This window comes from Pseudomonas sp. 9.3L, assembly GCF_058536285.1.
On sequence record NZ_JBZUBK010000001.1, the window covers coordinates 4,388,828 to 4,412,436 of the forward strand.

Genomic DNA, 23,609 nt, shown 5'->3' on the forward strand with positions numbered 1-23,609 from the left:
CTCGAGATGACCCGCACCCTTGAAATCCGCCCCGACCTTAGCGCAGGCATTGACCGTAAGGTCCTGGCTCAACTGCGCCAACGGTTCCTGACGGTCAACCATGGGCGCCTGCAACGCGCCCTGGACGGCTTCGCCAGCAGGCAGCAATTCGTGCTGCGGTTACTGCCGCTGCTGTTTCACGTCAATCATCCGCTGCTCCCAGGCTATGTGTCTGGCGTTACCCCAGCGGGGGTGAGCCATTACGCCCCCGGCGAGGAGGTGCTGGCCGAAGCACAGCGCCTGACACGGTCGTTCGCCTACAAACCACGCCGAGGCAACGCACCGGCGCCCATACTGGGCCTGTTCTTGATGGGTAGCCTGGGCAGCCTGGCCCAGGACGAAGGCAGCGACATGGACGTGTGGGTGTGCCATGCCTCAGGCCTGGCGCCGGAAGCACTCGATGAGCTTCAACGCAAAGGCCAGGCCATTGAAGCCTGGGCCGCCACCCTGGGGGCGGAGGTGCATTGTTTTTTGGTGGACTGCGAACGCTTTGTACGGGAAGACCGCGACGATACGCTCAGCTCCGATGACAGTGGAACGACTCAGCATTATTTGTTGCTGGACGAGTTTTACCGCACAGCGATCTGGTTAGCGGGGCGCACACCTTTATGGTGGCTGGTACCCGTCTACGAAGAGGTCAATTACACAGCCTTCACCCAGGCGCTTCTCAGCAAGCGGTTCATTCGAGAACAGGATGTACTGGACTTGGGCAACCTGTCGCGCATCCCTGCCAACGAATACGTAGGCGCAGGCTTGTGGCAGCTGTTCAAAGGCCTGCAAGCCCCTTACAAGTCCTTGCTCAAGCTGCTGGTGGCCGAGGTGTATGCCAGCCAACACCCGACTGTAGAATGCCTCGGTTTGCAGCTTAAACACGCCATCTACCAAGGCCGACTGGACCTGGACAGCCTGGACCCCTACATGATGGTGTACCGCCAGATCGAGGCGTACCTCAAGGGCCGCGGCGAACACGGCCGGCTCGAATTGGTAAGGCGGGCACTGTACCTTAAGGTCAATCGCAAGGTCAGTCTGGCCCGCACGGGGCGCCAGGCTGATTGGCAAACGCAGGCCATGCAGCGCCTGGTGATCGAGTGGGGCTGGGCTGAACAGCACGTGCGGCTGCTGGACAACCGGAGCCGGTGGAAGGTAGGCCAGGTCACCGCTGAACGCCAAGCCCTGGTGAGCGAACTCAACGGCAGTTATCGGTTCCTTACCCGTTTTGCACACGATCAGCACGCCGACAGCCCTACCAGCCGCAAAGACCTTGCCGTGCTGGGGCGGCGCCTGTATGCCGCCTTCGAACGGCGCGCCAGCAAGGTGGAGCTTGTCAATCCCGGCATTGCCCCGTCTCTGGCCGAGGACACCTTGACCTTGTTGCAAGGGCCCAACCGGCGCGAGGCTGGCAAGCGGCTGTGGTACCTGTACCGCGGCAACCATAGCGCCACCGACTGTGAGCAATACATGCCACTCAAACGCAGCCAGGACCTTATCGAGCTACTGGTGTGGTGCCACTGCAACGGTGTCATCGACACCAGTACACGTATCGCGCTGCACCCAGGCGAGTCCGACCTTACCGACTACGAGCTGTTCAACCTGCTGGCCGTGTTGCAGCGAACGGTGGCGCTGCCTATGCCTGACGTCAGCGAAGCCCAGTGGCTACAACCCAGCGCACCCCGTGAAGTCGCGCTACTGGTGAACGTAGGGGTCGACCCGCTTAAGCACCATCGCGAACTGAATATCCTGATGACCACCGAGCGCACGGACTCACTCAGCTATTCAGGTGTTCGGGACAACCTCGTACTTACGCTGGACCAAGTGACCCTCAACAGCTGGAACGAGACGCTCTATAACCGCTATGACAGCCGCCACGCCCTGCTGGAATGCCTGCGCGATCACTTGAATACGCGCGCGGCTTTACGGCCGGCCGCCACGCTGCGGGTCAGTTGTTTTTGCCACAACCGGGCCCCTGCCATCAGCGCCAGGGTGCAAGCGCTGTTCGACACCGCCGCCGAGCTCTTGGACCGCCAGTTAGGCCACCGCTACCTGATTCAAGTAGAGCAGCATTACCACGTGCTGGAGCTGGTGCCTGGCAATGTGCGACATGTTTCTCTACCAGGGCTGCCCGTGCTGCTTGACTACCTGTCACGCCCCCTGAGGGCCTACAGCCCGCTTCACCTGGATGCTTATGCACTGGGCGAGCATGAACTGGCCTTGGTACTGCCTCATGGTCACCCTGAGTGCGTACAGGTGTTTTACAGCCGCCAGGGGGAAGAAGCCACGGTCTATGTACTGGATGAGTACAACGGCCTGTGGCATCAGCAGCTCCCCTTTCGAGACGAAGCCAGCTTGCTGTTGCCGCTGCACCGTTTCCTGCAGGCAGTGGCTTATCGGCGTGAAGCGCGGCTAGCCATGGCCAGCCCCCGCACACTGGGGACGTTGTTTTATCGCATCACCAGTACCGGGGGGCAGGCCAAGGCCGTGGAGCGCTGCCCACTGCCTCAACCGGTTGAAGAAACGGGGCTCTATGAAGTGCAGGCCATTCTTAGAAAAGCCCAGAACGGCCCTCCCGGCGTGACGCTGTACTGCAATGACAAGGAATTCAGCGACCTGGACTACGGTGACCGGCTGTACGGACAGGTCGCTCAGGAAATCGTGGCCCACCGACGCGATGCCGCGCAATACCGCTGCTACCTCACTGACTTGGACCTCTCCAGCCTCAGTGGCGATCAGGTGCTGTCCAGCAACAGTTACCTACGCTACAAGACAACGCTGGAGTCAGCGCTTAACGCGGCGCTTCGGGCGCCTCGGCAGCTGTGCTAAGGCGATGCTGGTCTGCCAGGCTGCGGATCTCGCGGCGACGTTCGTCACTGGCAGCGCGCCATTCGCGGATGTGCTCGACGTGACGGAAACATCCCTGGCAATAACGGCTTTCATCCAGCTTGCACAGGCTGATGCAGGGTGATTTCACGGCAGTGCTGACATTGCTGTACAACGGTTTGGTAGCCATCAGAGTTCATCGAAGTCCAGTTGTGCGCCGGCTTGTTCATGCACGATGCGCCCCAGCATTTCGTTGAGGAGCTCGTCGGTGGAATCGCACATCCACTTGCCACTGGCTTCGTCGTAATCGAAATGAAAACCGCCTGAACGCGCCGCGAGCCACAGCTGGCGCAGCGGCTCCTGCCGGCTGAAAATCAGCTGTGTGCCATTGTCAAAGCGAACGGTGAGTACGCCTGCGGAGCTCTCTACGTCCACGTCCAGATCGCTTTCGTCGAACACGTCTTCCAGAGCTTCCTGGGTACTGTCCACCAGATCGTGGAAACGCGCTTCGGTCAAACTCATCAGCAACCTCGGTAGTGGATAGGCCAAACAACTGCGGCAAGATACGAGCAGATCAAAGCGAATGCAAAGACTATCCGCCGCAGGGTCGCCGCCCGGCGGAGCGGGCATTTCATAGGCAAGGCGCCCCCCCGTCGGTATACTCGGCCGCAACTGACGGTTTATCCAAAGGATTTCCCATGAAGCGCCTGATCGCCTCATTCGCTGCGCTGGTCGCGGTTGCCTGCCTTGTGTCCGCTTGTGGTCAAAAAGGCCCGTTGTTCCTGCCTGACGACGCCAAGCACGACGGTCATAGCCAGTCGCATCAACACGAATAAGGGCTGACATGAACGCTTTTCAATACCGTGACGGCGAACTCTTTGCTGAAGGGGTAGCGCTCTCGGCCGTGGCCGAACGCTTTGGTACGCCGGTCTATGTCTATTCACGGGCACACATCGAAGCCCAGTACCGCGCCTACGCCGACGCCTTGGAAGGGGTGGAGCACCTGGTGTGCTTCGCGGTAAAGGCCAACTCGAACCTCGCCGTGCTCAACGTCCTGGCACGGCTGGGTGCAGGCTTCGATATCGTTTCCGGAGGTGAGCTGGAACGGGTATTGGCCGCTGGCGGCCGGGCTGACCGCGTCGTGTTCTCCGGCGTGGGCAAAACCCGTGCGGACCTGCGCCGTGCGCTGGAAGTGGGCGTGCACTGCTTCAACGTAGAGTCGACCGATGAACTCGAACGCCTGCAATCGGTAGCCGCCGAGCTGGGCGTGCAGGCTCCTGTTTCGTTGCGGGTCAACCCCGACGTAGACGCCGGTACCCACCCTTATATCTCCACAGGGCTCAAGGAAAACAAATTCGGCATTGCTATCGAGCAGGCCGAAGCGGTGTACCTGCGCGCCGCGCAGCTGCCAAATCTTGACCTGATCGGCGTGGACTGCCACATCGGTTCTCAGCTCACTACCCTGTCGCCGTTCCTGGACGCCCTGGATCGCCTGCTGGCCTTGGTAGATCGCCTGGGTGATTGCGGCATTCACCTGCGGCACATTGACTTGGGCGGCGGCGTGGGCGTGCGGTATCGCGACGAACAGCCTCCTCAGGTAAGTGACTACATCAAAGCGGTGCGTGAACGCACTGCGGGTCGCGACCTGGCGCTGCTGTTCGAGCCGGGCCGGTTTATCGTCGCCAATGCAGGCGTACTGGTCACGCAGGTCGAGTACCTCAAGCACACCGAGTACAAAGACTTCGCGATCGTCGACGCAGCCATGAACGACCTCATTCGCCCGGCCTTGTATCAGGCCTGGATGGACGTTACCGCCGTGCGCCCGCGCAGCGAGGCTGCCCGGCCTTATGACATCGTCGGGCCAATCTGCGAGACAGGCGACTTTCTGGCCAAGGACCGCGAACTGGCGCTGGCCGAGGGCGACCTGCTGGCGGTGCATTCCGCGGGGGCCTACGGCTTCGTGATGAGCTCCAACTACAATACGCGCGGGCGCTGCGCCGAGGTACTGGTCGATGGCAATGACGCTCACGAGGTCCGCCGCCGCGAGACCATCGCTGAGCTCTATGCGGGCGAAAGCCTGCTGCCGGAGTAAATGGCCATGCTGCTGCGCTTCACTAAGATGCACGGCCTGGGCAATGACTTCATGGTCCTGGACCTGGTCAGCCAACATGCCCACATTACCCCTAAGCACGCCCGGCAGTGGGGGGACCGTCATACCGGCATTGGTTTCGATCAACTGTTGCTGGTAGAAGCCCCTACCAACCCGGACGTGGACTTCCGCTACCGAATTTTCAATGCCGACGGCACGGAGGTAGAGCAATGCGGCAACGGTGCCCGTTGTTTTGCCCGCTTCGTGCTGGATAAGCGGTTGACGGCAAAGAAGACCATCAGGGTTCAAGTTAAAAAAGGCATCATCGAGCTGGACGTGCGGAGCGATGGCCAGGTACGCGTAGACATGGGCCCGCCGGTGCTTTCGCCGGCGCTGGTCCCCTTTCAAGCCGACGTGGATCAACTGGTCCATGCGCTGGAAGTCGATGCCGCGGCCTATGACATTGCCGCCCTGTCCATGGGTAACCCTCATGCGGTGCTGCGTGTAGGCGACGTCGACACCGCGCCTGTACACACGCTGGGGCCGCGTATCGAGCACCACCCACGCTTCCCGGAGCGGGTAAACGTTGGCTTCTTGCAAGTGCTTGACCGCCAGCAGGCCAAGTTGCGGGTATGGGAGCGCGGTGCGGGCGAAACCCAGGCGTGTGGTACTGGAGCGTGCGCCGCTGCGGTTGCGGCCATCGCCCAAGGCTGGATGGACTCCCCGCTCACGCTGGAGCTTCCTGGAGGCAGCCTTTCCCTGGAATGGGCAGGCCCAGGGCATTCGGTCATGATGACTGGCCCGGCAACGCGCGTTTACGAAGGCCAGGTCCGCCTCTAACATCGGAGAGTAGCAACCATGAGCGACGAGCCCCTGTTACCGCCCTCCACCCACGCTACGCCGGAAGACGATACCAACGAACCCGGCACCCGTGCTGGCGACGAGCCCAGTACCGAGGCCATAGCGGCCTATCTGGAGCGCAACCCCGAATTCTTCGAACACCATGAAAGCCTGCTGGCCACGCTGCGTATTCCCCACAAGCGTGGCGATACCGTGTCCTTGGTCGAGCACCAGCTCAAGCTTCTACGAGAGCGCAATACCGAGCTGCGGCAGCGCCTGAGCCACCTGATGGATGTGGCACGGGATAACGACCGGCTGTTCGAGAAAACCCGCCGCTTGATGCTGGACATTCTGGATGCGGGCAGCCTTGAAGAGGTTGTTATGGCCGTGGACGACAGCTTGCGCCAGTCTTTCAAGGTGCCCTTTGTGAGCCTGATTCTCTTCTCCGATGCCGGGCCGGCCGTTGGTCGCTCGGCGCCCTTGGGGGAGGCACAACAGGCGCTCGGCGCGTTGCTTACCGATTCACGGCCGGCCATCGGTGTACTCCGCCCTACAGAGCTTGAGTTCCTCTTTGGCCCTGGGCAACACACGCACGTCGCCTCTACCGCGCTGGTGCCCTTGGTGCATCAAGGGCTACAGGGCGTGCTGGCCATTGGCAGTACGGATGCCGATCATTACCGCAGCTCCGTAGGTACGTTGTTTCTGACCCATATCGCTGAGGTGCTGAGCCGTGTGTTGCCGCGCTTCACTGGCGCCCCACGGCCGGTGCGCTAGCCATGCAGGCGCAACTGGACGGTTACTACCACCACCTGCGCACTGAACGCCAGGCGTCAGCCCATACCTTGCAGGCTTACCGCAACGACCTGGCGAAGGTGTTACAGCACTGCGAGCAAGTGGAGGTTACACGCTGGCCAGACCTGACCGCAGCCAAGCTGCGCCGGCTGGTTGCACGCCTGCACCAGCATGGCCAAGCGCCTCGAAGCCTGGCCCGTTTGCTGTCAGCCGTTCGTAGCTTTTATGGCTGGTTGCTGCGAGAAGGCTTGTGCGAACACAATCCGGCCGTTGGCTTGTCGGCACCTAAAGGCGAGCGGCGCCTACCCAAGGTACTGGACACCGACCGTGCCCAGCAGCTGCTTGACGGCGCCGTGGAGGATGACTTCATTGGCCGCCGCGATCAGGCCATGCTGGAACTGTTCTATTCGTCCGGGCTTCGCTTGTCGGAACTCACCGGCCTGGACCTGAACGCGCTGGACCTGGCCCAAGGGCTGGTGCAGGTACAGGGCAAACGCAACAAGGCGCGCCTGGTGCCCATCGGAACCAAGGCGCGTGAGGCCGTACGCCAGTGGCTGACCTTTCGTGGGCTGGCCAACCCCGTGGATGACGCCCTGTTCATTAGTAAGCGAGGTGAGCGCCTGGGGCAGCAGGCTATTCGCCTGAGGGTGCAAGCTGCCGGTCAGCGTGAACTTGGCCAACGCCTGCACCCACATATGCTGCGACACTCCTTCGCCAGCCATGTGCTTGAATCCTCTCAAGACCTACGCGCGGTACAGGAGATGCTTGGCCATGCTGACATCTCTACCACCCAGATCTATACCCACCTGGACTTCCAGCACCTGGCACGGGTGTACGACAGCGCGCACCCGCGTGCCAAGCGAACCAAAGGCGATGAACAACCATGAGTCTTACATTGGTAACCTTCGACCTGGACGACACCCTGTGGCACACCGCGCCGGTGATCCAGGGTGCAGAAACCGCCCTACGTGATTGGTTGGCCAGCCACGCACCCAAACTTGGGCCTTTCCCGCCGGAGCGCCTGTTCGAGATCCGTCAGCGGTTGGTCGGCGCCGACCCTGGCCTGGCTCACCGCATCAGCCACTTGCGCCAGCAGGTCATGTTCATCGCGCTTCAGGAGGCTGGCTACGCACTCGATGACGCGCAGGCGTTGGCCAAGGAAGGGTTTGAAGTGTTTCTAGAAGCACGGCACCGCGTAGATTTCTTCCCGGACGCCGCCACAACACTCGAAACTCTGGCGCAGCGCTATACCTTGGGTGCGTTGACCAATGGCAATGCGGACGTGCGCAGGCTAGGGGTGGCGGATTACTTTAGTTTCGCCTTGTGCGCCGAAGACCTGGGGGTAGGCAAACCTGATACCCGCCTGTTCAACGAGGCGTTGCGCCTTGGCAAGGCACAGGCGAATACGTCGGTACACGTGGGTGACAACCCCCATGACGATATCGCTGGGGCCCTGCAAGCTGGCTTCAAGGCGGTGTGGTACAACCCCTCAGGCGTGCCCTGGGAAGGCGACGTTGCGCCACATGGTGAGATTGCCACGCTGAGCGAACTGCCAGCGTTGCTGGAGGCGTGGAGCTAACCCTTGCAACACAGGGCTAGCCTGGAGCACGAGTACAGCAAAAGGCCCGCAGTCATGACGGGGCCTTTGCTGAATCAAGCGGTTTAAATAGGCCGGCTGCCGTATTTATTGTCTGGCTTACGAGGTGGATCACTCACCACGTTAGGTTCGACTTCGCTGATCTTGCCACCTCTGGCCAGAAACTCTTCCATCGCCCTGGCCAACGCATCACGTTCCTTCTGCTTAGCTTCGATGCTAGGCAGCTCGTCAACACTGACAGCGGCTTTTTTACCCTTGCCGCCTGCCGGCGCAGGGCTGTCACTGGCTCCAGTGTCGTCTTCGGCAATGTCTTCGGCAGCCGCTTCCAGCCCTTCCTCGGTGTCGTCTTCGTCACCCACTTCCAGCTCGTCGTTTTCCAGATCGTCGTCGCTCATGGTCCTACCTCATGTGTTGCCGGAGCAGTTGTTTACAGCCCAGCGCGCCGGAGAGCTCGGCACGCTGGAAGAAATACAGGGCTCGGGTGATCACCCTTCGCCATGGAGTGTGGCCATCAACCGCCTGGGGCCGCCGTTATTACGGTGTTCTCCCAAGTACACCCCCTGCCAGGTTCCCAGGGCCAGCCGCCCTGCGCGTACAGGCAGGCTAAGCTGGCAGCCCAGTAAGCTGGCCTTGAAATGCGCTGGCAGGTCGTCCTCGCCTTCGTCGTTGTGTTCGAAGCCACCAGTACGTTCAGGCACCAGCCGATCGAAAAAGCGCTCAAAATCTCGACGAACCGCCGGATCTGCGTTTTCGTTGACCGTCAGTGAAGCGGATGTATGTTGCAGCCAGACGTGCAGCAAACCAACCTCACAATGTGCCAGGCCGGGAACCCCTGCTACGATCTCGTCGGTGACCAGATGGAACCCTCTAGGCCGCGCCACAAGGGTTATTGTCGTCTGTTGCCACATGGGGTTCTCCACGCATTCGCGCGCATTCTAGCGCGCTCGAAAAAAAAACAAAGTCCTGTATGGGTGTGGGCATTTCCTACAGATAAAAAGTGCCCCGGCCTTCCCCCCGTATAACCGGAGGGGCGGTGTCTAACCGTTCCAAGCAGTGACAAATGCTGAATAAAAAAATGCCCGGCAAGCCGGGCATTATTTCGCGAATGGCAGGCCACCGCGTTAGAGGTTGTAGCCTCGTTCGTTATGCTCAGCCAAGTCGAGGCCGATCGACTCTGACTCATCGGACACCCGAAGGCCCATCAGCATGTCGAGCACCTTGAGAATGACGAAGGTCACGACGGCGGTATAGATCAGGGTAAAGCCTACGCCTTTTGCCTGAATCCACAGCTGGCCAGCGATATCTTCCACGGTACCGAAACCGCCCATGGCGGGGGCAGCGAATATGCCTGTGAGCAACGCACCGATGATCCCGCCTACCCCGTGCACACCGAAGGCATCGAGGGAGTCGTCGTAACCGAGCTTACGCTTGAGCGTGGTAGCGCTGAAGAAGCACAGCGCGCCTGCTACCAGGCCAATCACCAGTGCGCCCACAGGGCCTACGGTACCGGCCGCTGGCGTAATGGCAACCAGGCCAGCCACCACACCGGAAGCAATCCCCAGCGCGCTGGGCTTACCATGGCTAACCCATTCGGCGAACATCCAGCCCAGCGCCGCAGCGCCAGTGGCGATCTGAGTCACCAGCATGGCCATGCCCGCAGTACCATTCGCAGCCGCGGCAGAGCCGGCGTTGAAGCCGAACCAGCCCACCCACAACATGGCAGCGCCCACCAGCGTATAACCCAGGTTATGAGGCGCCATAGGGGTGGTGGGGAAGCCTTTGCGCTTGCCCAGTACCAGGCAGGTTACCAAACCTGCGACACCGGCATTGATGTGAACCACGGTGCCGCCGGCGAAGTCCAGTACGCCCCAGTCCCACAGCAGGCCACCGTTGCCACTCCACACCATGTGAGCGATGGGCGCGTAGACCAGCGTGAACCATACGCCCATGAACACCAGCATCGCTGAGAACTTCATGCGCTCAGCGAAGGCCCCCACGATCAGGGCAGGCGTAATAATGGCGAACGTCATCTGGAAGGTCACGAAGACGGCTTCCGGGAACAAGGCCGTGGCCGACGTCAGGCTGGCGGGTGTGATACCGGCCAGGAACGCCTTACCCATGCCACCAATGAACGAGTTGACGTTGATGACGCCTTGTTCCATGCCGGTGGTGTCAAAGGCCAGGCTGTAGCCATAAATGAACCAGAGCACCGTGATCAAACCGGTAATAGCGAAACACTGCATCATGACCGACAGAACGTTCTTGGACCGCACCATGCCGCCATAGAACAGTGCAAGGCCAGGAATGGTCATGAACAGTACCAGGGCCGTGGAGGTTAGCATCCACGCCGTGTCACCGGAATTGAGCACAGGGGCTGCCGCCTCGTCGGCCATGGCCAGGCCCGGCATTATCAGAGACAACAGGGCGCCTAGCCCTGCGAATTGACGCAGAGTCATATTGTTTACTCCTGGGGCTTTTTTTGTGAGGGCGGCCTAGATCGCGTCGGTGTCGGTTTCGCCGGTACGGATACGGATCGCCTGTTCCAGATTGACCACGAAGATCTTGCCGTCACCGATCTTGCCGGTGTTCGCTGCCTTGGTAATGGCCTCGATCACGCGGTCAAGGTCCTTATCGTCGATAGCGACGTCGATCTTTACTTTCGGTAGAAAATCCACCACGTATTCCGCGCCCCGGTACAGCTCGGTATGGCCCTTCTGGCGCCCGAAACCCTTGACCTCAGTGACCGTGATGCCCTGCACGCCGATTTCCGACAATGACTCGCGTACGTCGTCCAGCTTGAACGGCTTGATGATGGCAGTGACTAGTTTCATGAAACGCTCTCCGAATTGTTGGACTTGCCCCAGGAAAACAAACCCGGGCCAAGTCTAAGCGCAGTGCCTGGCGTTGTAACCCGCCGTAGCCTGTACTGGCTTGGCATCCTGCACGCCTACTAACGAAACATTCCCGCCCCGCTGCGCACTGCGCTCGCCTTGCAGGCTGCCATCAGTGCAGTGGTCGATGGGCTGCAAGCAGAAACCTTGCCATATCATGCCGTGCCCGCAATTAACTGCTTCTTTTCTTAAACAGGGGAGCTTTATACGAATCCAAACCCCTGGAGCGCACAGACTTGGTGCATTTTATGGCAAGGCCTCGCCCCGTAACTGTGCACGTCCAATGTGATGGGTGTTCGCCAGCGCGTGATACACTTCGCCTATTCAATTGTTACGGAAATAACCCCCATGCTTGCGCCCAAAGCATTTCTCGATGCTCTCACCGATCAAGCCAGCCGATTACTGGGTGGCGATAAGCTCCCGCCTCGCCAGGAGTTCGAGAGCCAATTCCGCGCCCTGCTGCAGGGTGCCTTTTCCCGCCTGGATCTAGTAAGCCGTGAAGAGTTCGACAGCCAGATGGTCGTACTGGCCCGCACCCGGGCGAAGGTCGATGCATTGGAAGCGCGGCTGGCCGAAATAGAAGCGCGCCTGCCTGCCGAAGAGCCTGAGCAAACCCTGCCTACGCAGCCTTGACCCTGCGGCGCTGCCTGGCGCCCTGCTTCTCTTGCCCACCCAGATGCCCGCCGATGAACCGCAACGAACTGCGCAAGGCTGATATCAACCTCATGGTGGTGTTCGAAGCGCTGATGCTTGAGCGCAACGTTACCCGAGTCGCCGAAAAACTCTTTCTGGGCCAGCCCACCATCAGCGCAGCGCTTAACCGCCTACGGGCATTATTCAACGACCCGCTGTTCATTCGGGTCGGCCATCGCATGGAACCCACTGCCCGTGCCGAAGAGTTGATCAAGCATTTGTCTCCGGCACTTGATGCGATGTCTGTGGCCTTGAGCCTGAGCCACGACTTCGAGCCGGCCACCAGTAAGATGACCTTCCGTATCGGCTTATCCGATGACGTGGAATTCGGCCTGCTCCCGCCCCTGCTAAGGGCAGTTCGCCAGGAAGCGCCCGATGTGGTCGTGGTGGTGCAGCACGTGGACTACTGGCGTATCCCAGACCTGCTTGCGTCGGGGGACATTACGGTTGGAATCAGCCAGACACGCGGCCTGCCTGCCAACGCCAAGCGTAAGCTACTAAGGCGAATGCACGCGCGGGTACTGCGCGCAGACATCTCAGGGCAGCCTCTGACCCTGGACGAATACTGTAGCCGCCCTCACGTAGTGGTCTCGCATACGGCCAATACGCGCGGGATCGCAGACGAATGGCTGGATGAAATTGGTCGCACCCGCAAAGTCGTGCTGTCAGTGCCCCAATTCAGCTCACTGCCCGCGATCCTGGCAGGTACCGACCTGCTGGCCGGCTGCCCGGACTACGCCGCTACCGTGATGGAAAGCTGGGGAAGGCTCCACGCAGAACCCCTGCCCTTTCAAACGCCTGCCATGGAGCTGTCCATGGTATGGCTCAGCATCACCGACACCGACCCTGCCGAGCGCTGGCTACGCATGCGCCTGGAGCAGCACATGGGTGACAGCAACCTGCTTCGCTGAGGGGGCTAAACCAGGTATTGCCGGAACCACGCAAGCGTTCGATCCCACGCGAGTGTGGCGGCTGCTTCGTCGTATCGGGGCGTGGAGTCGTTGTGGAAACCATGGTTGACGCCTGGGTAGACATGCGCCTGATAGTTCACCCCAGCGGCCTTGAGGGCCTTTTCATAGGCGGGCCAGCCTTCATTGATGGCCGTGTCCAGTTCAGCATAGTGCAGCAGCACAGGCGCCTTGATACGAGGGACATCTTCAGGTTTTGGCTGGCGCCCATAAAACGGAACAGCGGCTCCCAATTCGGGATAGGCGACGGCCGCCGCGTTTGCCACGCCACCGCCGTAACAGAACCCTGTGATGCCTACTTTCCCCGTGGAAGCCGGATGAACCTTGAGCCATTCGATGGCCGCGAAGAAATCGTTCATCAGCTTTTGCGGGTCTACGGTTTGCTGTAATTCCCGGCCCTTGTCGTCATTGCCGGGATAGCCGCCTACCGAAGTGAGGCCGTCTGGCGCCAGCGCCACGAACCCGGCCTTGGCCAGACGCCGGGCTACATCCTCAATGTAGGGATTAAGCCCTCGGTTTTCATGTGCAACCACAACCGCGGGTACTTTGCCGGAAGCCTTGGCAGGGCGCACCAGATATGCCCGTACGGTCCCATGCCCCTGAGGTGAGGGGTAGTTTACGTACTCGGCCACGATGTCGGGGTCGGTGAACTCCACCTGCTGGGCTTGGGCGTAATTGGGGCTGAGCGAAGCAAGCAACGCCGAGGCAGACAGGCCGGCGACGGTAAACACTGCCGCCCTGTCCAAAAAGGTTCGCCGATTGATACGCCCATGCGCGTAGTAGTCGTACAGCTCAAGCAGCTCAGGAGGGAAATCTTTGGCGGTGAGGCGTTCCATGCAGCGCTCCATTAACATCAGCGAGGGTCGCAACACTATAGCCGAGCAATCAGGAACGCAGCCGCAGCGGTCAACCGGCCGCAGTTGCCAACCACTGCGCGAGCACGCTGTCGCGCGTCAAAGGTGCCAGGTTCAGGGCGCGCGCCTCACTCGCGTTTACCCATACCGCCTCTTCAATTTCAGCAGCGGGCTGCACTTTTAGGTTAGTTACGACCTGGAACAGCTCGCACTGCACGTCATACCCCGGTTCATTGGCGGCAGTGGCCTTGAAGTTACCCAGATAGGTAGCGTCTTCGGCATTGAGGCGCATACCCAATTCCTCTTCCAGCTCGCGTGCCAGTGCCTGCACAGACTGTTCGGACGGTTCGATCTTGCCACCTGGCTGCATGAAGAACGCAGTGCCCCGTTTGCGAACCAATAGGGTGCGGCCGTGGGCGTCCAACAAGAGCGCAGCAGCAATATGGAGCGTTGGTTTCATAGCAATCTGCACCGGAGCAGGGAATTTAGGTAAAACACGTTCATTTAACCCGCCGCGATTTCAATGGTCATCTTGCGGATCTGCCGGAACGGTGCCAGCAGGGACTCATCAGCGGCGGTATCAGTGATCAAGGTCCAGGGCACTTTTACCGGGGACCAGTGCTGCTGCAGGGCACGCCCTAGCTTGGTGGCGTCTGCCAGCACGAACACCTGAGCCGCTCGCCCGATCATGTTGGCTTTGAGGTAGGCCTGGTCTGCGCTGGCTTCGCACAAGCCCAAGTGCGCCACTACCCCGTCGGCGCTGAGGAAAATCTTGTCGGCGCTCAAGTGCTCCAAGGCAGCCAGCGCCGCAGCCCCTACCGTAGACAGGCTAGAGCCACGCAGCTCGCCCCCCAGCAGCGTTACCTTACCGTCTGGCACCCTGGCCAGAGCCGGCAAGGCCAACAGATTATTGGTGATGATGTGCAAGCCCTGGCGGGCTTCGAGCAGCTCGGCCAAGGCGCAGGTAGTCGTGCCCGCGTCCAGTAGCAGCGTGTCGTTGTCGCGCACGTGTGCCAACGCCGCGCGGGCGATGGCCATTTTTTCTCGGCTGTGCTGCAGGCGGCGTTCGTCGACCGAGCTTTCAGGCTCGCGCAGGCCAATGTGGGCAGCCGCCCCGCCGTAGGTGCGGACGATAAAGCCCTGCTCGGCCAACGCGCTCAGGTCGCGGCGCATGGTCGCCTCGGACACGTCGAAATGGGCGCATAGCTCATCGACGTTAACGGTACCCGACAGAACGAGGTCAAGAATGGCTTTGCGCCGGTTGGCAACTTTCATAAAGGGCTCGATAAATCGATTCAGGCGTCTTTATATACGATTTCAGAGGGCTTCGCTTGGCGCCTGGCGCGCGAGGCCCAGCAGGCAGGATCTTCGCCTGCTGGATGCACTAGCGTACTGCTCAGCCTTGTGAGGCAGGAGCAGCCTTGCCCACCGGCTGAGGCTCATGTTCCTCGATAGGTTTGACGTCTCCTAGCAGGAACAGATAGTTGATAATGGCCACGACAATCAAGGCCGCCGAGAACAGTAGCGCAGGCACGAACGAGTCCGTGAAGGCCACGATAAAGCCTGTAATGATCGGCCCCACGACCCCGCCCATATTGGAAACGCTGTTCTGCAAGCCCGCCAACATCGACGTCATACCCCGCGGGGCGATATCCCCAGGCATGGCCCACACTTGAGTGGCGGCTACGGTGGTGCCCGACTTAGCGATGCACAGCAGCACGATAGCCAGCCAGGCAGACTCGGCAAAGGCCGCAAAACCAATGCAGGACGCCATCAGCAGGCCCACCACTAGGAACGTCTTGCGCACCCGTGTCAGGGACCAGCGGCCCTGGCGATAGATGCGGTCAGACAACCAACCCGCGAACACCTCTACTACCATGGCCACCAACAACGGCAATGCTGCCATGAACCCCATGGAGATCAGGTCCATGCCCCGCTCCTTGACCAGGTAGGTAGGCAACCAGGTGATAAAGAAGTAGGAGTTGTAGTTGATGAAGAAAAAGCCCAGGCACATGGCCCACACGTTGCGGTAACGCAGCAGGTCGTACCAGCGCATGGTGGGTTTATCGCCATCGCTTTCCCGACGCCGTTGACCAGCACGGATGTACTCAAGCTCTTGGACGTTCACGCGCGGGTGCTGTTCTGGATCATTCTTATAGAAGACGAACCATACCAGCGCCCAGACGATACCAATCGAACCACTCAACACGAAGGTCATTTTCCAACCAACCAGTGCGATGAGCCACACGATCAGTGGCATCGCAATGGCGCCGCCGAACTTCGAGCCGCTGTCGAAAATACCCGCGACCGTGGCGCGTTCCTTATCCGGGAACCAGCGCGACGCAATGCCGGCATTACTGGGATACGCCGCGGCTTCGCCTATGCCCAGGCCGATGCGCAGGGCAAACAGCGACTTGAAGCCTGTGGCAATGCCAGTCAGTGCCGTCGCGGCTGACCACCAGAGCACTGCGCCGCCCAGAGTGAGCTTCTGGCCAAAACGGTCTGCCAACCAGCCCGCAGGCAATTGCAGCAGCGCGTATGACCAAAAGAATGCCGACATGATAAGGCCCATTTCGGCCGTATTCAGCGCGTACTCCTTACTGATGAAAGGTGCGGCGGCAGACAGGACCACGCGGTCGATGTAGTTGATGGCAATGGCGGCCCACATCAACCCTGCGATCAGCCAGCGTACAGAGGATGCTTTATTGTTGTTTTGCATGATTCCAGCTCCGGATTCGGATTCACAGGCAGCGTGATGTACCAGCAGACACAGGCCAGGTCGCGAGCGTGTCGCTGAGCAGGTAGCAAAGGCGTTAGAGGTTGTTCACTACATGCTGCGGGCGTGTGTTCTCAGCCAACACCGCCACCACATTACGGCTACAGGTAAGGCTAAGGATGTCCAAGGCCCCTGGGGTATAGCCTGCGATATGAGGCGAGGCGATCACGTTGGGCAGCGCGTACAAGGGGTGCTGGTTGGCCGGCTCCTCTTCGAATACGTCGAGCGCGGCGCCCGCTAATTGGTCCTGCTCCAGTGCATGGAACAAGGCGCTCTCATCGATGATCCCGCCACGCGCAGCATTGATGAGGTAGGCCTCAGGCTTCATCAGCCGCAAACGGGTAGCGTTGAGCAAATGTCGGGTAGCGGCATTGAGCCCGATATGCAGCGTAACGTAGTCCGCCTGGGTCAACAGGTCATCCAGGCCTAGCAGCTCCACACCGTGAGCCTCAGCGAAGGCCTGGTCCGGATAGGGGTCATGAGCGATCAGCCGCATGGAAAAACCTTTGGCGCGCAAGGCAACTTCCTTGCCTATGTTGCCCAGGCCCACGATACCCAAAGTCTTGCCGTGCACGTCAGCACCAAACAGCCTGGGCCAGGCGCCGGCTTTAGTCTGTTGATCCGCCAACGGCACTTTGCGCGCCGACGCCAGCAGCAGTGCGAAGGCGTAATCAGCCACGGCGTGCTTGTTGGAATCCGGCACATTACACACCCAGACGTTACGGGTCTGGGCAGCGGCCAGATCAATGTTATCCACGCCTACCCCGTGCTTGCACACGATGCGCAACCCAGGCAGCGCGTCCAGAACGCGCGCGCTGATCGTATTGAAGGCAACGATGGCCGCCTGGGCATCAGCAGCCTGAGCAATGAAGGCGTCTTCGCTGATGTCAGCGGGCAACTGCACGCAATCGATGCCTTGGGCCTTGAGTATGTCCAAGGCCTGGGTGGAATACTTGGCGAACGACGGTGACGTCGAAACGACTTTCATGATGAACCTCCTGCTTATTCTTGTAGTGAGGTTGGCGCGCGCTATACGTCAGGCCGCCTAGAGCTTGTGTGAACACCTGCGCCTCATGGCAACAGGCACCGATAGAGGCCTTCGATCTCAGCCAGACTCAACGGCTTGGGGTTGTTCGCCATCAGCCGCGTGACCTTCGATGCGGCGACTGCCATCTCGGCCACGTGCGTGTCCGCTACGCCAAAGAGGGTCAGGTCCTGGGGAATATCCAAGGCTGTCGTCCAGGCACAAATCTGCTCGATCAGTTTCTGCGCAGCCTCCACGTCGGAATCACTCGCCTGGGCGACGCCGCAGGTGAGCGCGGCTCGCTTCAAGCGCGACGCACAGCTATCAAGGTTGAAGGCCATCACGTGGGGTAACAACATGGCATTGGCCACCCCGTGTGTTACGTGGAATTTGCCGCCCAACGGGTAGGCCAAGGCATGCACGGCCGCAGTGCCGGCGGCGGTCAAGGCCAGGCCGCCGTACATCGAGCCCAGCAGCATGTCACCCCGCGCCTGCACTGAATCAGGCTGCTCGAACGCTTCGACGATACTCCCGGCGATCAAGCGCATGGATTCCAGTGCGAACGCATCGCTGATCGGGTTGGCTTTGGTAGAGATGAAGGATTCCAGGGAGTGCGTGAAAGCGTCCATGCCCGTGGCCGCCGTGATGGGCTTGGGCAGGCCAAGGGTCAGCAGCGGATCGAGGATCACCAAGGTGGGCAACAGATGACGGCTGACCACGCCGATTTTGAGCGCTTCGTCCGGCAGCGTGACGATGGCGTTGGGCGTTACTTCCGAGCCGGTGCCTGAGGTAGTGGGTACCAGCACCATGGGCTTGCCTGGCAGGGGGACCTTGTCCACGCCCAGCATGTCTGTCAAGGGCATGGCATTGGTGGACAAGACGGCGAACAGCTTGGCGGCATCCAGCACACTACCACCGCCTATAGCGATGAAGGCATCCGGCGCAAAAGGGACGATGTCGTCGTGAAACACCCGCTCGATATTATCCAGCGTTGGCTCGATCTCTACCGTATCGAGCATCTTCACCTCGATGCCCTGCGCGGTGAGTTCAGCCATCACACGCTCGGTAACCCCTAGTCGGTGCATGGCGTTCTGAGTGATCAGCGCAACGCGCCCTACCACGCTGTCCAGCAATGGCAACTTCTCTATAAGTAGCTCAAGGCTGCCTGGGCCATGGACGATGTGCTTGACGGTCTGAAAATGAAAGGTTGTGGCCATGGGAAAGCTCCGTGTGAATCAGCGGTACACAGCCAGCAACGCCTTGAGCTTTTCTTCGGCGGCAGCATCCAGAGGTTGCACGGGTGCGCGACATGGCCCAACAGGAACGTTGAGTAGGTCGGCGGCTTTCTTTAGCACCACAGGCATGGTCCCTAACGCAAAGGCATCACGCAGTGGCCGCAAGGCTTCCTGGGCGCTGCGTGCGGCTTCATGGTTACCCGCCTGAAAGTTGTTCCAGATCGACATCACCACGTGAGGCACGGCATTGGCAGTAGCCGCCACGGCACCGTCACCGCCCGCCAGGAGGTTCCAATAGATCAGTGAGTCGGTGCCCGCAAACACCGCGAAGTCATCGCTGCGGTATTTCATCATCTGCACCAGGTTATCGAAGTTACCCGCGCTGTCCTTGATGCCCTTGATCATAGGGTGCTGGCTCAGCACCCCCACCGCGCCGACGCCGATGGACATGCCCGTCTTGGCCGGGATGTTGTACATCATGATGGGCAAGGTGGAGGCGTCGGCGATGGCCTCGTAGTGCTTGATCAGTTCGGACTGGCTGACCGCATTGAAATACGGCGTGATCACTGACAGCGCATCCACGCCCAGGTCGGCCATTTTTTTGTTCATTTCAATCACTTCAGCCGTGGCGAATGCCCCGGTGCCCGCTATTACTGGCACGCGGCCCGCTGCTGTCTTGACCGTAAGCTCGGCGATGCGCAGTTTTTCTTCAGTGGACAGTGCGAAGAACTCGCCATTGGTACCTAACACGAACAGGCCATGAACCCCAGCCTGGATGAGGTTTTCAATAAGGCCGATCTGAGCGCTTTCGTCGATGCGGTGATCGTTCGTGAAGGGAGTCACAAGCGCGGGGACAATACCGTGGAATTTCATAGGTGATTCCTGTCTTGTTTTTTTAGTACCTCCATCATAGGTGGAATGATCGAATCGAGCAATTACCGCAGCACAAAACGATTAAAGTGATCGAAGCGATCTAAATGCATACGGCTGTTTCCAAGACATATCCAGTTAAATAGTGCTCCGGTGCGAGGATCAAGTGCTGAGCTAAGCTGCGCCTCTCGCAAGGAAGCGTACCCATTGGAGTTGCCATGTCACTCGCGATCGTTCACAGCCGCGCCCAGGTGGGCGTTGGCGCGCCCTCGGTGCTGGTGGAGGCACACCTGGCCAATGGTTTGCCAGCCCTTACTCTGGTAGGCCTGCCAGAGGCTTCGGTCAAGGAGAGCAAGGATCGGGTACGCAGTGCCATCGTCAATTCGGGGCTCAACTTCCCAGCCCGGCGCATTACCCTCAACCTGGCCCCGGCAGACCTCCCCAAGGACGGTGGCCGCTTCGATCTCGCCATTGCGCTGGGTATCCTGGCGGGCAGTGGGCAAGTGCCCGTAGAGGCCCTGCATAACGTGGAGTGCCTGGGCGAGCTGGCGTTATCGGGCGCGGTGCGGTCGGTGCAAGGGGTACTGCCCGCCGCGCTGGCCGCCCGAGACGCCGGGCGCGAGCTGATCGTGCCGCATGCCAATGCTGAAGAAGCGTCGCTGGCCAACGGGCTCACGGTGATTGCCGTGGGCACCCTGACCGAACTCGTCGGCCATTTCACCGGGCACGCGCCCTTGGCACCCTTCAAAACGGAAGGGCTGTGCCTGGTGCATCGCCCCTACCCCGACCTCAACGAAGTTCAGGGCCAAGTGGCCGCCAAGCGCGCCCTGCTGGTAGCTGCGGCGGGTGCGCATAACCTGCTGTTCAGTGGCCCGCCGGGTACCGGCAAAACCCTGCTCGCCAGCCGCCTGCCTGGCTTGTTGCCACCCTTGAGCGAGCCCGAGGCGCTGGAAGTCGCCGCTATCCATTCGGTCGCCAGCTCTGTGCCGTTGAGCAGCTGGCCACAGCGACCGTTTCGGCACCCTCACCACTCAGCGTCTGGGGCGGCGCTGGTCGGAGGGGGTGGCCGCCCCCAGCCGGGCGAGATCACCTTGGCTCACCACGGCGTGCTGTTTCTGGATGAGCTGCCGGAATTCGACCGCAAGGTGCTGGAAGTGCTACGCGAGCCGCTGGAGTCAGGAGAAATCGTGATCGCACGGGCGCGGGATAAAATTCGCTTCCCGGCGCGGTTCCAGTTGGTGGCTGCCATGAACCCCTGCCCTTGCGGCTATTTGGGCGACAGCACGGGGCGCTGCCGTTGCAGCACCGAGCAGATCGATCGCTACCGTAACAAGCTGTCAGGGCCACTGCTCGACCGCATTGACCTGCACGTGACCGTTGCCCGAGAAACCACCACCCTCAGCCCTACCGGCCCACGGGGCCAGTCCACCGCTGAAGTCGCCACCCACGTGGCTCAGGCCCGCGACCTACAGTTGAAGCGCCAAGGCTGCGCCAATGCCTTTCTGGACTTGAACAGCCTGCGGGCATACTGCCAGCTCACACCTGTGGACGAGCGCTGGCTGGAACAGGCCTGCGAACGGCTTACGCTGTCACTCAGGGCGGCGCACCGCTTGCTGAAAGTCGCCCGCACCCTGGCGGACCTGGACGGCCAACCCCAGATAGCGCGGGAGCATTTGGCCGAGGCGTTGCAGTATCGGCCGGCAGCGGGATAACTGACTCCGTTAATACTAATGCGCAGTTAGCCTCTTGCTCGAACGCCTCACACCTGTACCCAATCAGCGACTATACGGGCGGCGTCGGCGATCACGTTATTGCGAGGCTTGGCATGTGCCGAGGAGGGTTGGGTGATGTAGATCGCAATCACAACGGGCCCACCCTCCGGAGGCCAGGCAACCCCAATGTCGCTGGCAAAGGCGTAATCACCGGTGCCGGTTTTATCCGCTACTGCCTGCCCTCCTGTGTTTCTTTGTGATCGGCGAATAGGCAACCATAGCCCGGCTACCGTAAGTTAAGCGGCGAGCGAGCCCATAAACCGTGCCGAATCGCTCCAATACGGCACCCGCCAGTACCGCCTTCAAGGAGCTGCACAGGGGCTATCGGCCGCACGGACAGAAAGCCAGGGTGTCAGCGTGACCGGCATCGCGGTAGCTAGAAGCAGATGTCGGCGGTGCATAAGTAGTCCTGTAGTCCCAGATGCCCGGATTGATCGCGTTGGCAGCCAGCTGTCGAGGCTATAGGCCGGGGCATTGGCCGCTAGCCTCTTTCCCCAATGGCTCGCCTCCATATTCAAAAAATCTCAACACACCGTTTTTTATCTATTTCAAATGTGCGAACTGCCCCTGTAGGCTTTCCGGGCCAGCACCGCTGGCCTAAACGTCCAATAAAAACGCGCAGTACAGCGTGGGCATAGCAATGGCGAGCATGGTCGGCGGCAACCGTATCGACCAGACCCGGGTGATCGTGAGCTACACCCTGCCGCTGCTTTGACCTCTACTTTCGGGAGCACCTGCCATGCCCAGCACCAAACGCTTGATCCACCTCGCTGTCGCCTTCGCGATGTTCGGCGGCCCCTATGCCTACGCAGCCAATACCGCCGAGGTGCCCTGCGCCACCACCGAGCAGTGCGCCGCCCAAGCTGCGAAGATCGGGGCAACCGTCGAGAAGCCCAAGGCCAAGGCTGACCAAACGGATGGCCAGTTCGCCTGGCTCAACCGCATCAACAAGGCCTCGCTTGTGATGCTGACCGAAGAAGGTATCGTCACACCCGAATTGGGCCAGAAGATCGCTGGCGGCGTACGCTACGCGATCGAGCAGGGCGAACAGGCCAACGGCAAGCGCCCCACGGATGTGCTGCAGTTGGAGCAGATCATGACCGACAAGATCGGGCCCGAGGCCTCGCTGATCCACTCTGGCCGCAGCCGCCAGGACATGCTCGCCACCTATCGCCTGGCCACGCTGCGCAATGACGTGCTGGCCATGGACGACGCGCTCAACGCGACTCGCCAGCGGCTTCTTGAGCTGGCCGACAAAAATATCGACACCCTGGTACCGGCCTACACCAATGGCGTACAAGCCATGCCCATCAGCTACGCCCATTACCTGCTGGCGTTCGAAGCGGCATTCGAGCGCGACGGCCAGCGCATTCGTGAACTCTATCAGCGGCTCAACCTGAGCCCGATGGGCACTGCGGTGCTGGCTAACTCTGCCTACCCCCTGAACCGCGAGCGCCTGGCCGACCTACTGGGCTTTGACGGGGTGCGGGAGAACTCACTGGATTCCAGCCAGGTATCGACCTATGACATACCCATCGAGGCGGCCAACATTGCCTCGTCTGCGGCCATTCGTGTGGGCGCGATGATTGGCGACATCCATACCCAATACCATCAGATCCGCCCATGGCTTCTGCTCGATGAAGAAAAAACCTACACCAGCAGTGCCATGCCACAGAAGCGTAACCCTGGGCTGTTGATGCGCGCCCGCGAGACCTCCTCGGACGTCGTAGGCCTGGCTCAGACGGTCACCCTGCGAGCACACAACGTCACCACTGGAATGACCGATTACAAGTTTGCCTTCGATTCGCTCGGCGTGTTCGATTCGGCCCGTGACATGTTCGGGGCCATGAATGCCGTACTCGATGCGCTGCAGGTTAACCCGCAGCGCGCTTTACAAGAGCTGGAAGACGAATGGACCACGTCCATGGAGCTGGCCGACACCCTCGAACGCCTGCACAAGGTGCCCTTCCGCATCGGCCATAGTTTCGCCTCACTGATCGTGGAAGAAGCGCGGGACAACGGCCTTACGCCCAAGACGTTCCCCTACGATCATGCGCAGAAGCTGTATGCCCAGGCGGCGGACAAGTACAAGTGGGCGCCCAATACCTTGCCGCTGGATGAAGCCACCTTCCGCGCCGCACTGTCCCCACGCACGATGGTAAACACCCGCAAAGGCACGGGCGGCCCACAGCCTGAAGAAGTCAAACGCATGCTTGCCGAGGCGCACAAGGCACTCGATGGCGACCGTCAGTGGCTCAAGGAGAAGCGCGAGAACCTGGTCAAGGCCCAAGGCAACCTGGACCGCGCCTTCAACACGCTATTGCCGCCAAAGAGCTGATAACCCCCGCCTGTGCG

Annotated in this window: 25 protein-coding genes; 11 read left to right on the top strand and 14 right to left on the bottom strand. The window is 60.6% G+C overall.

Features of this window, described 5'->3' with window-relative positions:
* Nucleotides 1-6 precede the first annotated feature (6 nt).
* Entirely contained in the window at nt 7-2,856 is a 2,850-nt protein-coding gene (locus AC4LE2_RS20370) for a class I adenylate cyclase (protein WP_491827870.1), read from the top strand.
* Here AC4LE2_RS20370 and AC4LE2_RS20375 read toward each other — a convergent pair.
* Nucleotides 2,819-3,043 carry a DUF1289 domain-containing protein gene (locus AC4LE2_RS20375; RefSeq protein ID WP_491827871.1) on the bottom strand — a complete coding sequence of 75 codons (225 nt, stop codon included), beginning with the start codon at nt 3,041-3,043 and terminating at the stop codon, nt 2,819-2,821. The genes AC4LE2_RS20370 and AC4LE2_RS20375 overlap by 38 nt on opposite strands.
* Entirely contained in the window at nt 3,043-3,375 is a 333-nt protein-coding gene (cyaY, locus tag AC4LE2_RS20380; protein WP_491827872.1) for an iron donor protein CyaY, read from the bottom strand. The genes AC4LE2_RS20375 and cyaY overlap by 1 nt, the downstream gene beginning before the upstream one ends.
* A gap of 176 nt (nt 3,376-3,551) precedes the next feature.
* On the opposite strand from cyaY, the gene lptM reads away from it, so the two are divergent.
* The 6 genes from lptM to AC4LE2_RS20410 are packed head-to-tail and all read left to right on the top strand — an operon-like array spanning nt 3,552 to nt 8,153.
* On the top strand, nt 3,552-3,689 hold the full coding sequence (gene lptM, locus AC4LE2_RS20385; RefSeq protein WP_491827873.1) for an LPS translocon maturation chaperone LptM: 138 nt from the start codon (nt 3,552-3,554) through the stop codon (nt 3,687-3,689).
* An 8-nt stretch (nt 3,690-3,697) separates the two neighbouring features.
* Nucleotides 3,698-4,945: a diaminopimelate decarboxylase gene (gene lysA / locus AC4LE2_RS20390; RefSeq protein WP_491827874.1), complete on the top strand. Its 1,248-nt coding sequence runs from the start codon at nt 3,698-3,700 to the stop codon at nt 4,943-4,945.
* Between the two features lie 6 nt (nt 4,946-4,951).
* A complete protein-coding gene (dapF, locus tag AC4LE2_RS20395; protein ID WP_491827875.1) occupies nt 4,952-5,782 on the top strand; it encodes a diaminopimelate epimerase in 831 nt (276 codons plus the stop codon).
* 18 nt (nt 5,783-5,800) lie between these two features.
* On the top strand, nt 5,801-6,556 hold the full coding sequence (locus AC4LE2_RS20400; protein ID WP_491827876.1) for a DUF484 family protein: 756 nt from the start codon (nt 5,801-5,803) through the stop codon (nt 6,554-6,556).
* A 2-nt stretch (nt 6,557-6,558) separates the two neighbouring features.
* Nucleotides 6,559-7,461: a tyrosine recombinase XerC gene (gene xerC, locus AC4LE2_RS20405; RefSeq protein WP_491827877.1), complete on the top strand. Its 903-nt coding sequence runs from the start codon at nt 6,559-6,561 to the stop codon at nt 7,459-7,461.
* Nucleotides 7,458-8,153 (top strand): HAD family hydrolase, encoded by a 696-nt coding sequence (locus tag AC4LE2_RS20410; RefSeq protein ID WP_491827878.1) that lies wholly within the window; start codon nt 7,458-7,460, stop codon nt 8,151-8,153. The genes xerC and AC4LE2_RS20410 overlap by 4 nt, the downstream gene beginning before the upstream one ends.
* An 83-nt stretch (nt 8,154-8,236) precedes the next feature.
* Here AC4LE2_RS20410 and sutA read toward each other — a convergent pair whose 3' ends face one another.
* The 4 genes from sutA to glnK form a co-directional block, all read right to left on the bottom strand.
* Complete coding sequence (sutA, locus tag AC4LE2_RS20415; protein ID WP_491827879.1) at nt 8,237-8,566, bottom strand: dormancy-specific transcriptional regulator SutA; 330 nt, start codon at nt 8,564-8,566, stop codon at nt 8,237-8,239.
* 90 nt (nt 8,567-8,656) lie between these two features.
* The gene (locus AC4LE2_RS20420) at nt 8,657-9,079 is read right to left on the bottom strand and encodes a secondary thiamine-phosphate synthase enzyme YjbQ (RefSeq protein WP_491827880.1); all 423 of its coding nucleotides are present in this window, start codon (nt 9,077-9,079) and stop codon (nt 8,657-8,659) included.
* Nucleotides 9,080-9,292: 213 nt separating this feature from the next.
* The gene (locus tag AC4LE2_RS20425; RefSeq protein ID WP_491827881.1) at nt 9,293-10,627 is read right to left on the bottom strand and encodes an ammonium transporter; all 1,335 of its coding nucleotides are present in this window, start codon (nt 10,625-10,627) and stop codon (nt 9,293-9,295) included.
* A gap of 36 nt (nt 10,628-10,663) precedes the next feature.
* Complete coding sequence (glnK, locus tag AC4LE2_RS20430) at nt 10,664-11,002, bottom strand: P-II family nitrogen regulator (protein ID WP_002555808.1); 339 nt, start codon at nt 11,000-11,002, stop codon at nt 10,664-10,666.
* 408 nt (nt 11,003-11,410) lie between these two features.
* Here glnK and AC4LE2_RS20435 point away from each other — a divergent pair, with 408 nt between their 5' ends.
* Both AC4LE2_RS20435 and AC4LE2_RS20440 read left to right on the top strand, forming a co-directional pair.
* Nucleotides 11,411-11,695 carry an accessory factor UbiK family protein gene (locus AC4LE2_RS20435; RefSeq protein WP_491827882.1) on the top strand — a complete coding sequence of 95 codons (285 nt, stop codon included), beginning with the start codon at nt 11,411-11,413 and terminating at the stop codon, nt 11,693-11,695.
* Between the two features lie 53 nt (nt 11,696-11,748).
* Nucleotides 11,749-12,666, top strand: a complete 918-nt coding sequence (locus AC4LE2_RS20440) for a LysR substrate-binding domain-containing protein (protein WP_491827883.1) — start codon at nt 11,749-11,751, stop codon at nt 12,664-12,666.
* 5 nt (nt 12,667-12,671) lie between these two features.
* On the opposite strand, the gene yghX is transcribed toward AC4LE2_RS20440, so the two are convergent.
* The 7 genes from yghX to dapA form a co-directional block, all read right to left on the bottom strand.
* Nucleotides 12,672-13,559, bottom strand: a complete 888-nt coding sequence (gene yghX / locus AC4LE2_RS20445; protein ID WP_491827884.1) for a YghX family hydrolase — start codon at nt 13,557-13,559, stop codon at nt 12,672-12,674.
* A 70-nt stretch (nt 13,560-13,629) separates the two neighbouring features.
* On the bottom strand, nt 13,630-14,037 hold the full coding sequence (locus AC4LE2_RS20450; RefSeq protein ID WP_491827885.1) for an NUDIX hydrolase: 408 nt from the start codon (nt 14,035-14,037) through the stop codon (nt 13,630-13,632).
* A gap of 44 nt (nt 14,038-14,081) precedes the next feature.
* Nucleotides 14,082-14,852, bottom strand: coding sequence for a DeoR/GlpR family DNA-binding transcription regulator (locus AC4LE2_RS20455; protein WP_491827886.1), 771 nt, complete (start codon nt 14,850-14,852; stop codon nt 14,082-14,084).
* Nucleotides 14,853-14,973: 121 nt separating this feature from the next.
* Entirely contained in the window at nt 14,974-16,296 is a 1,323-nt protein-coding gene (locus AC4LE2_RS20460) for an MFS transporter (RefSeq protein ID WP_491827887.1), read from the bottom strand.
* Between the two features lie 94 nt (nt 16,297-16,390).
* Nucleotides 16,391-17,341, bottom strand: coding sequence for a phosphoglycerate dehydrogenase (locus AC4LE2_RS20465; RefSeq protein WP_491827888.1), 951 nt, complete (start codon nt 17,339-17,341; stop codon nt 16,391-16,393).
* 83 nt (nt 17,342-17,424) lie between these two features.
* Nucleotides 17,425-18,594, bottom strand: a complete 1,170-nt coding sequence (locus AC4LE2_RS20470) for an iron-containing alcohol dehydrogenase (protein ID WP_491827889.1) — start codon at nt 18,592-18,594, stop codon at nt 17,425-17,427.
* Nucleotides 18,595-18,612: 18 nt separating this feature from the next.
* Nucleotides 18,613-19,485, bottom strand: a complete 873-nt coding sequence (gene dapA, locus AC4LE2_RS20475) for a 4-hydroxy-tetrahydrodipicolinate synthase (protein ID WP_491827890.1) — start codon at nt 19,483-19,485, stop codon at nt 18,613-18,615.
* Nucleotides 19,486-19,700: 215 nt separating this feature from the next.
* Here dapA and AC4LE2_RS20480 point away from each other — a divergent pair, with 215 nt between their 5' ends.
* On the top strand, nt 19,701-21,194 hold the full coding sequence (locus AC4LE2_RS20480; RefSeq protein WP_491827891.1) for a YifB family Mg chelatase-like AAA ATPase: 1,494 nt from the start codon (nt 19,701-19,703) through the stop codon (nt 21,192-21,194).
* Nucleotides 21,195-21,241: 47 nt separating this feature from the next.
* On the opposite strand, the gene AC4LE2_RS20485 is transcribed toward AC4LE2_RS20480, so the two are convergent.
* Nucleotides 21,242-21,469, bottom strand: a complete 228-nt coding sequence (locus AC4LE2_RS20485; protein WP_491827892.1) for a serine hydrolase — start codon at nt 21,467-21,469, stop codon at nt 21,242-21,244.
* Nucleotides 21,470-21,993: 524 nt separating this feature from the next.
* On the opposite strand from AC4LE2_RS20485, the gene AC4LE2_RS20490 reads away from it, so the two are divergent.
* Complete coding sequence (locus AC4LE2_RS20490; protein ID WP_491827893.1) at nt 21,994-23,592, top strand: argininosuccinate lyase; 1,599 nt, start codon at nt 21,994-21,996, stop codon at nt 23,590-23,592.
* Nucleotides 23,593-23,609: the final 17 nt, after the last annotated feature.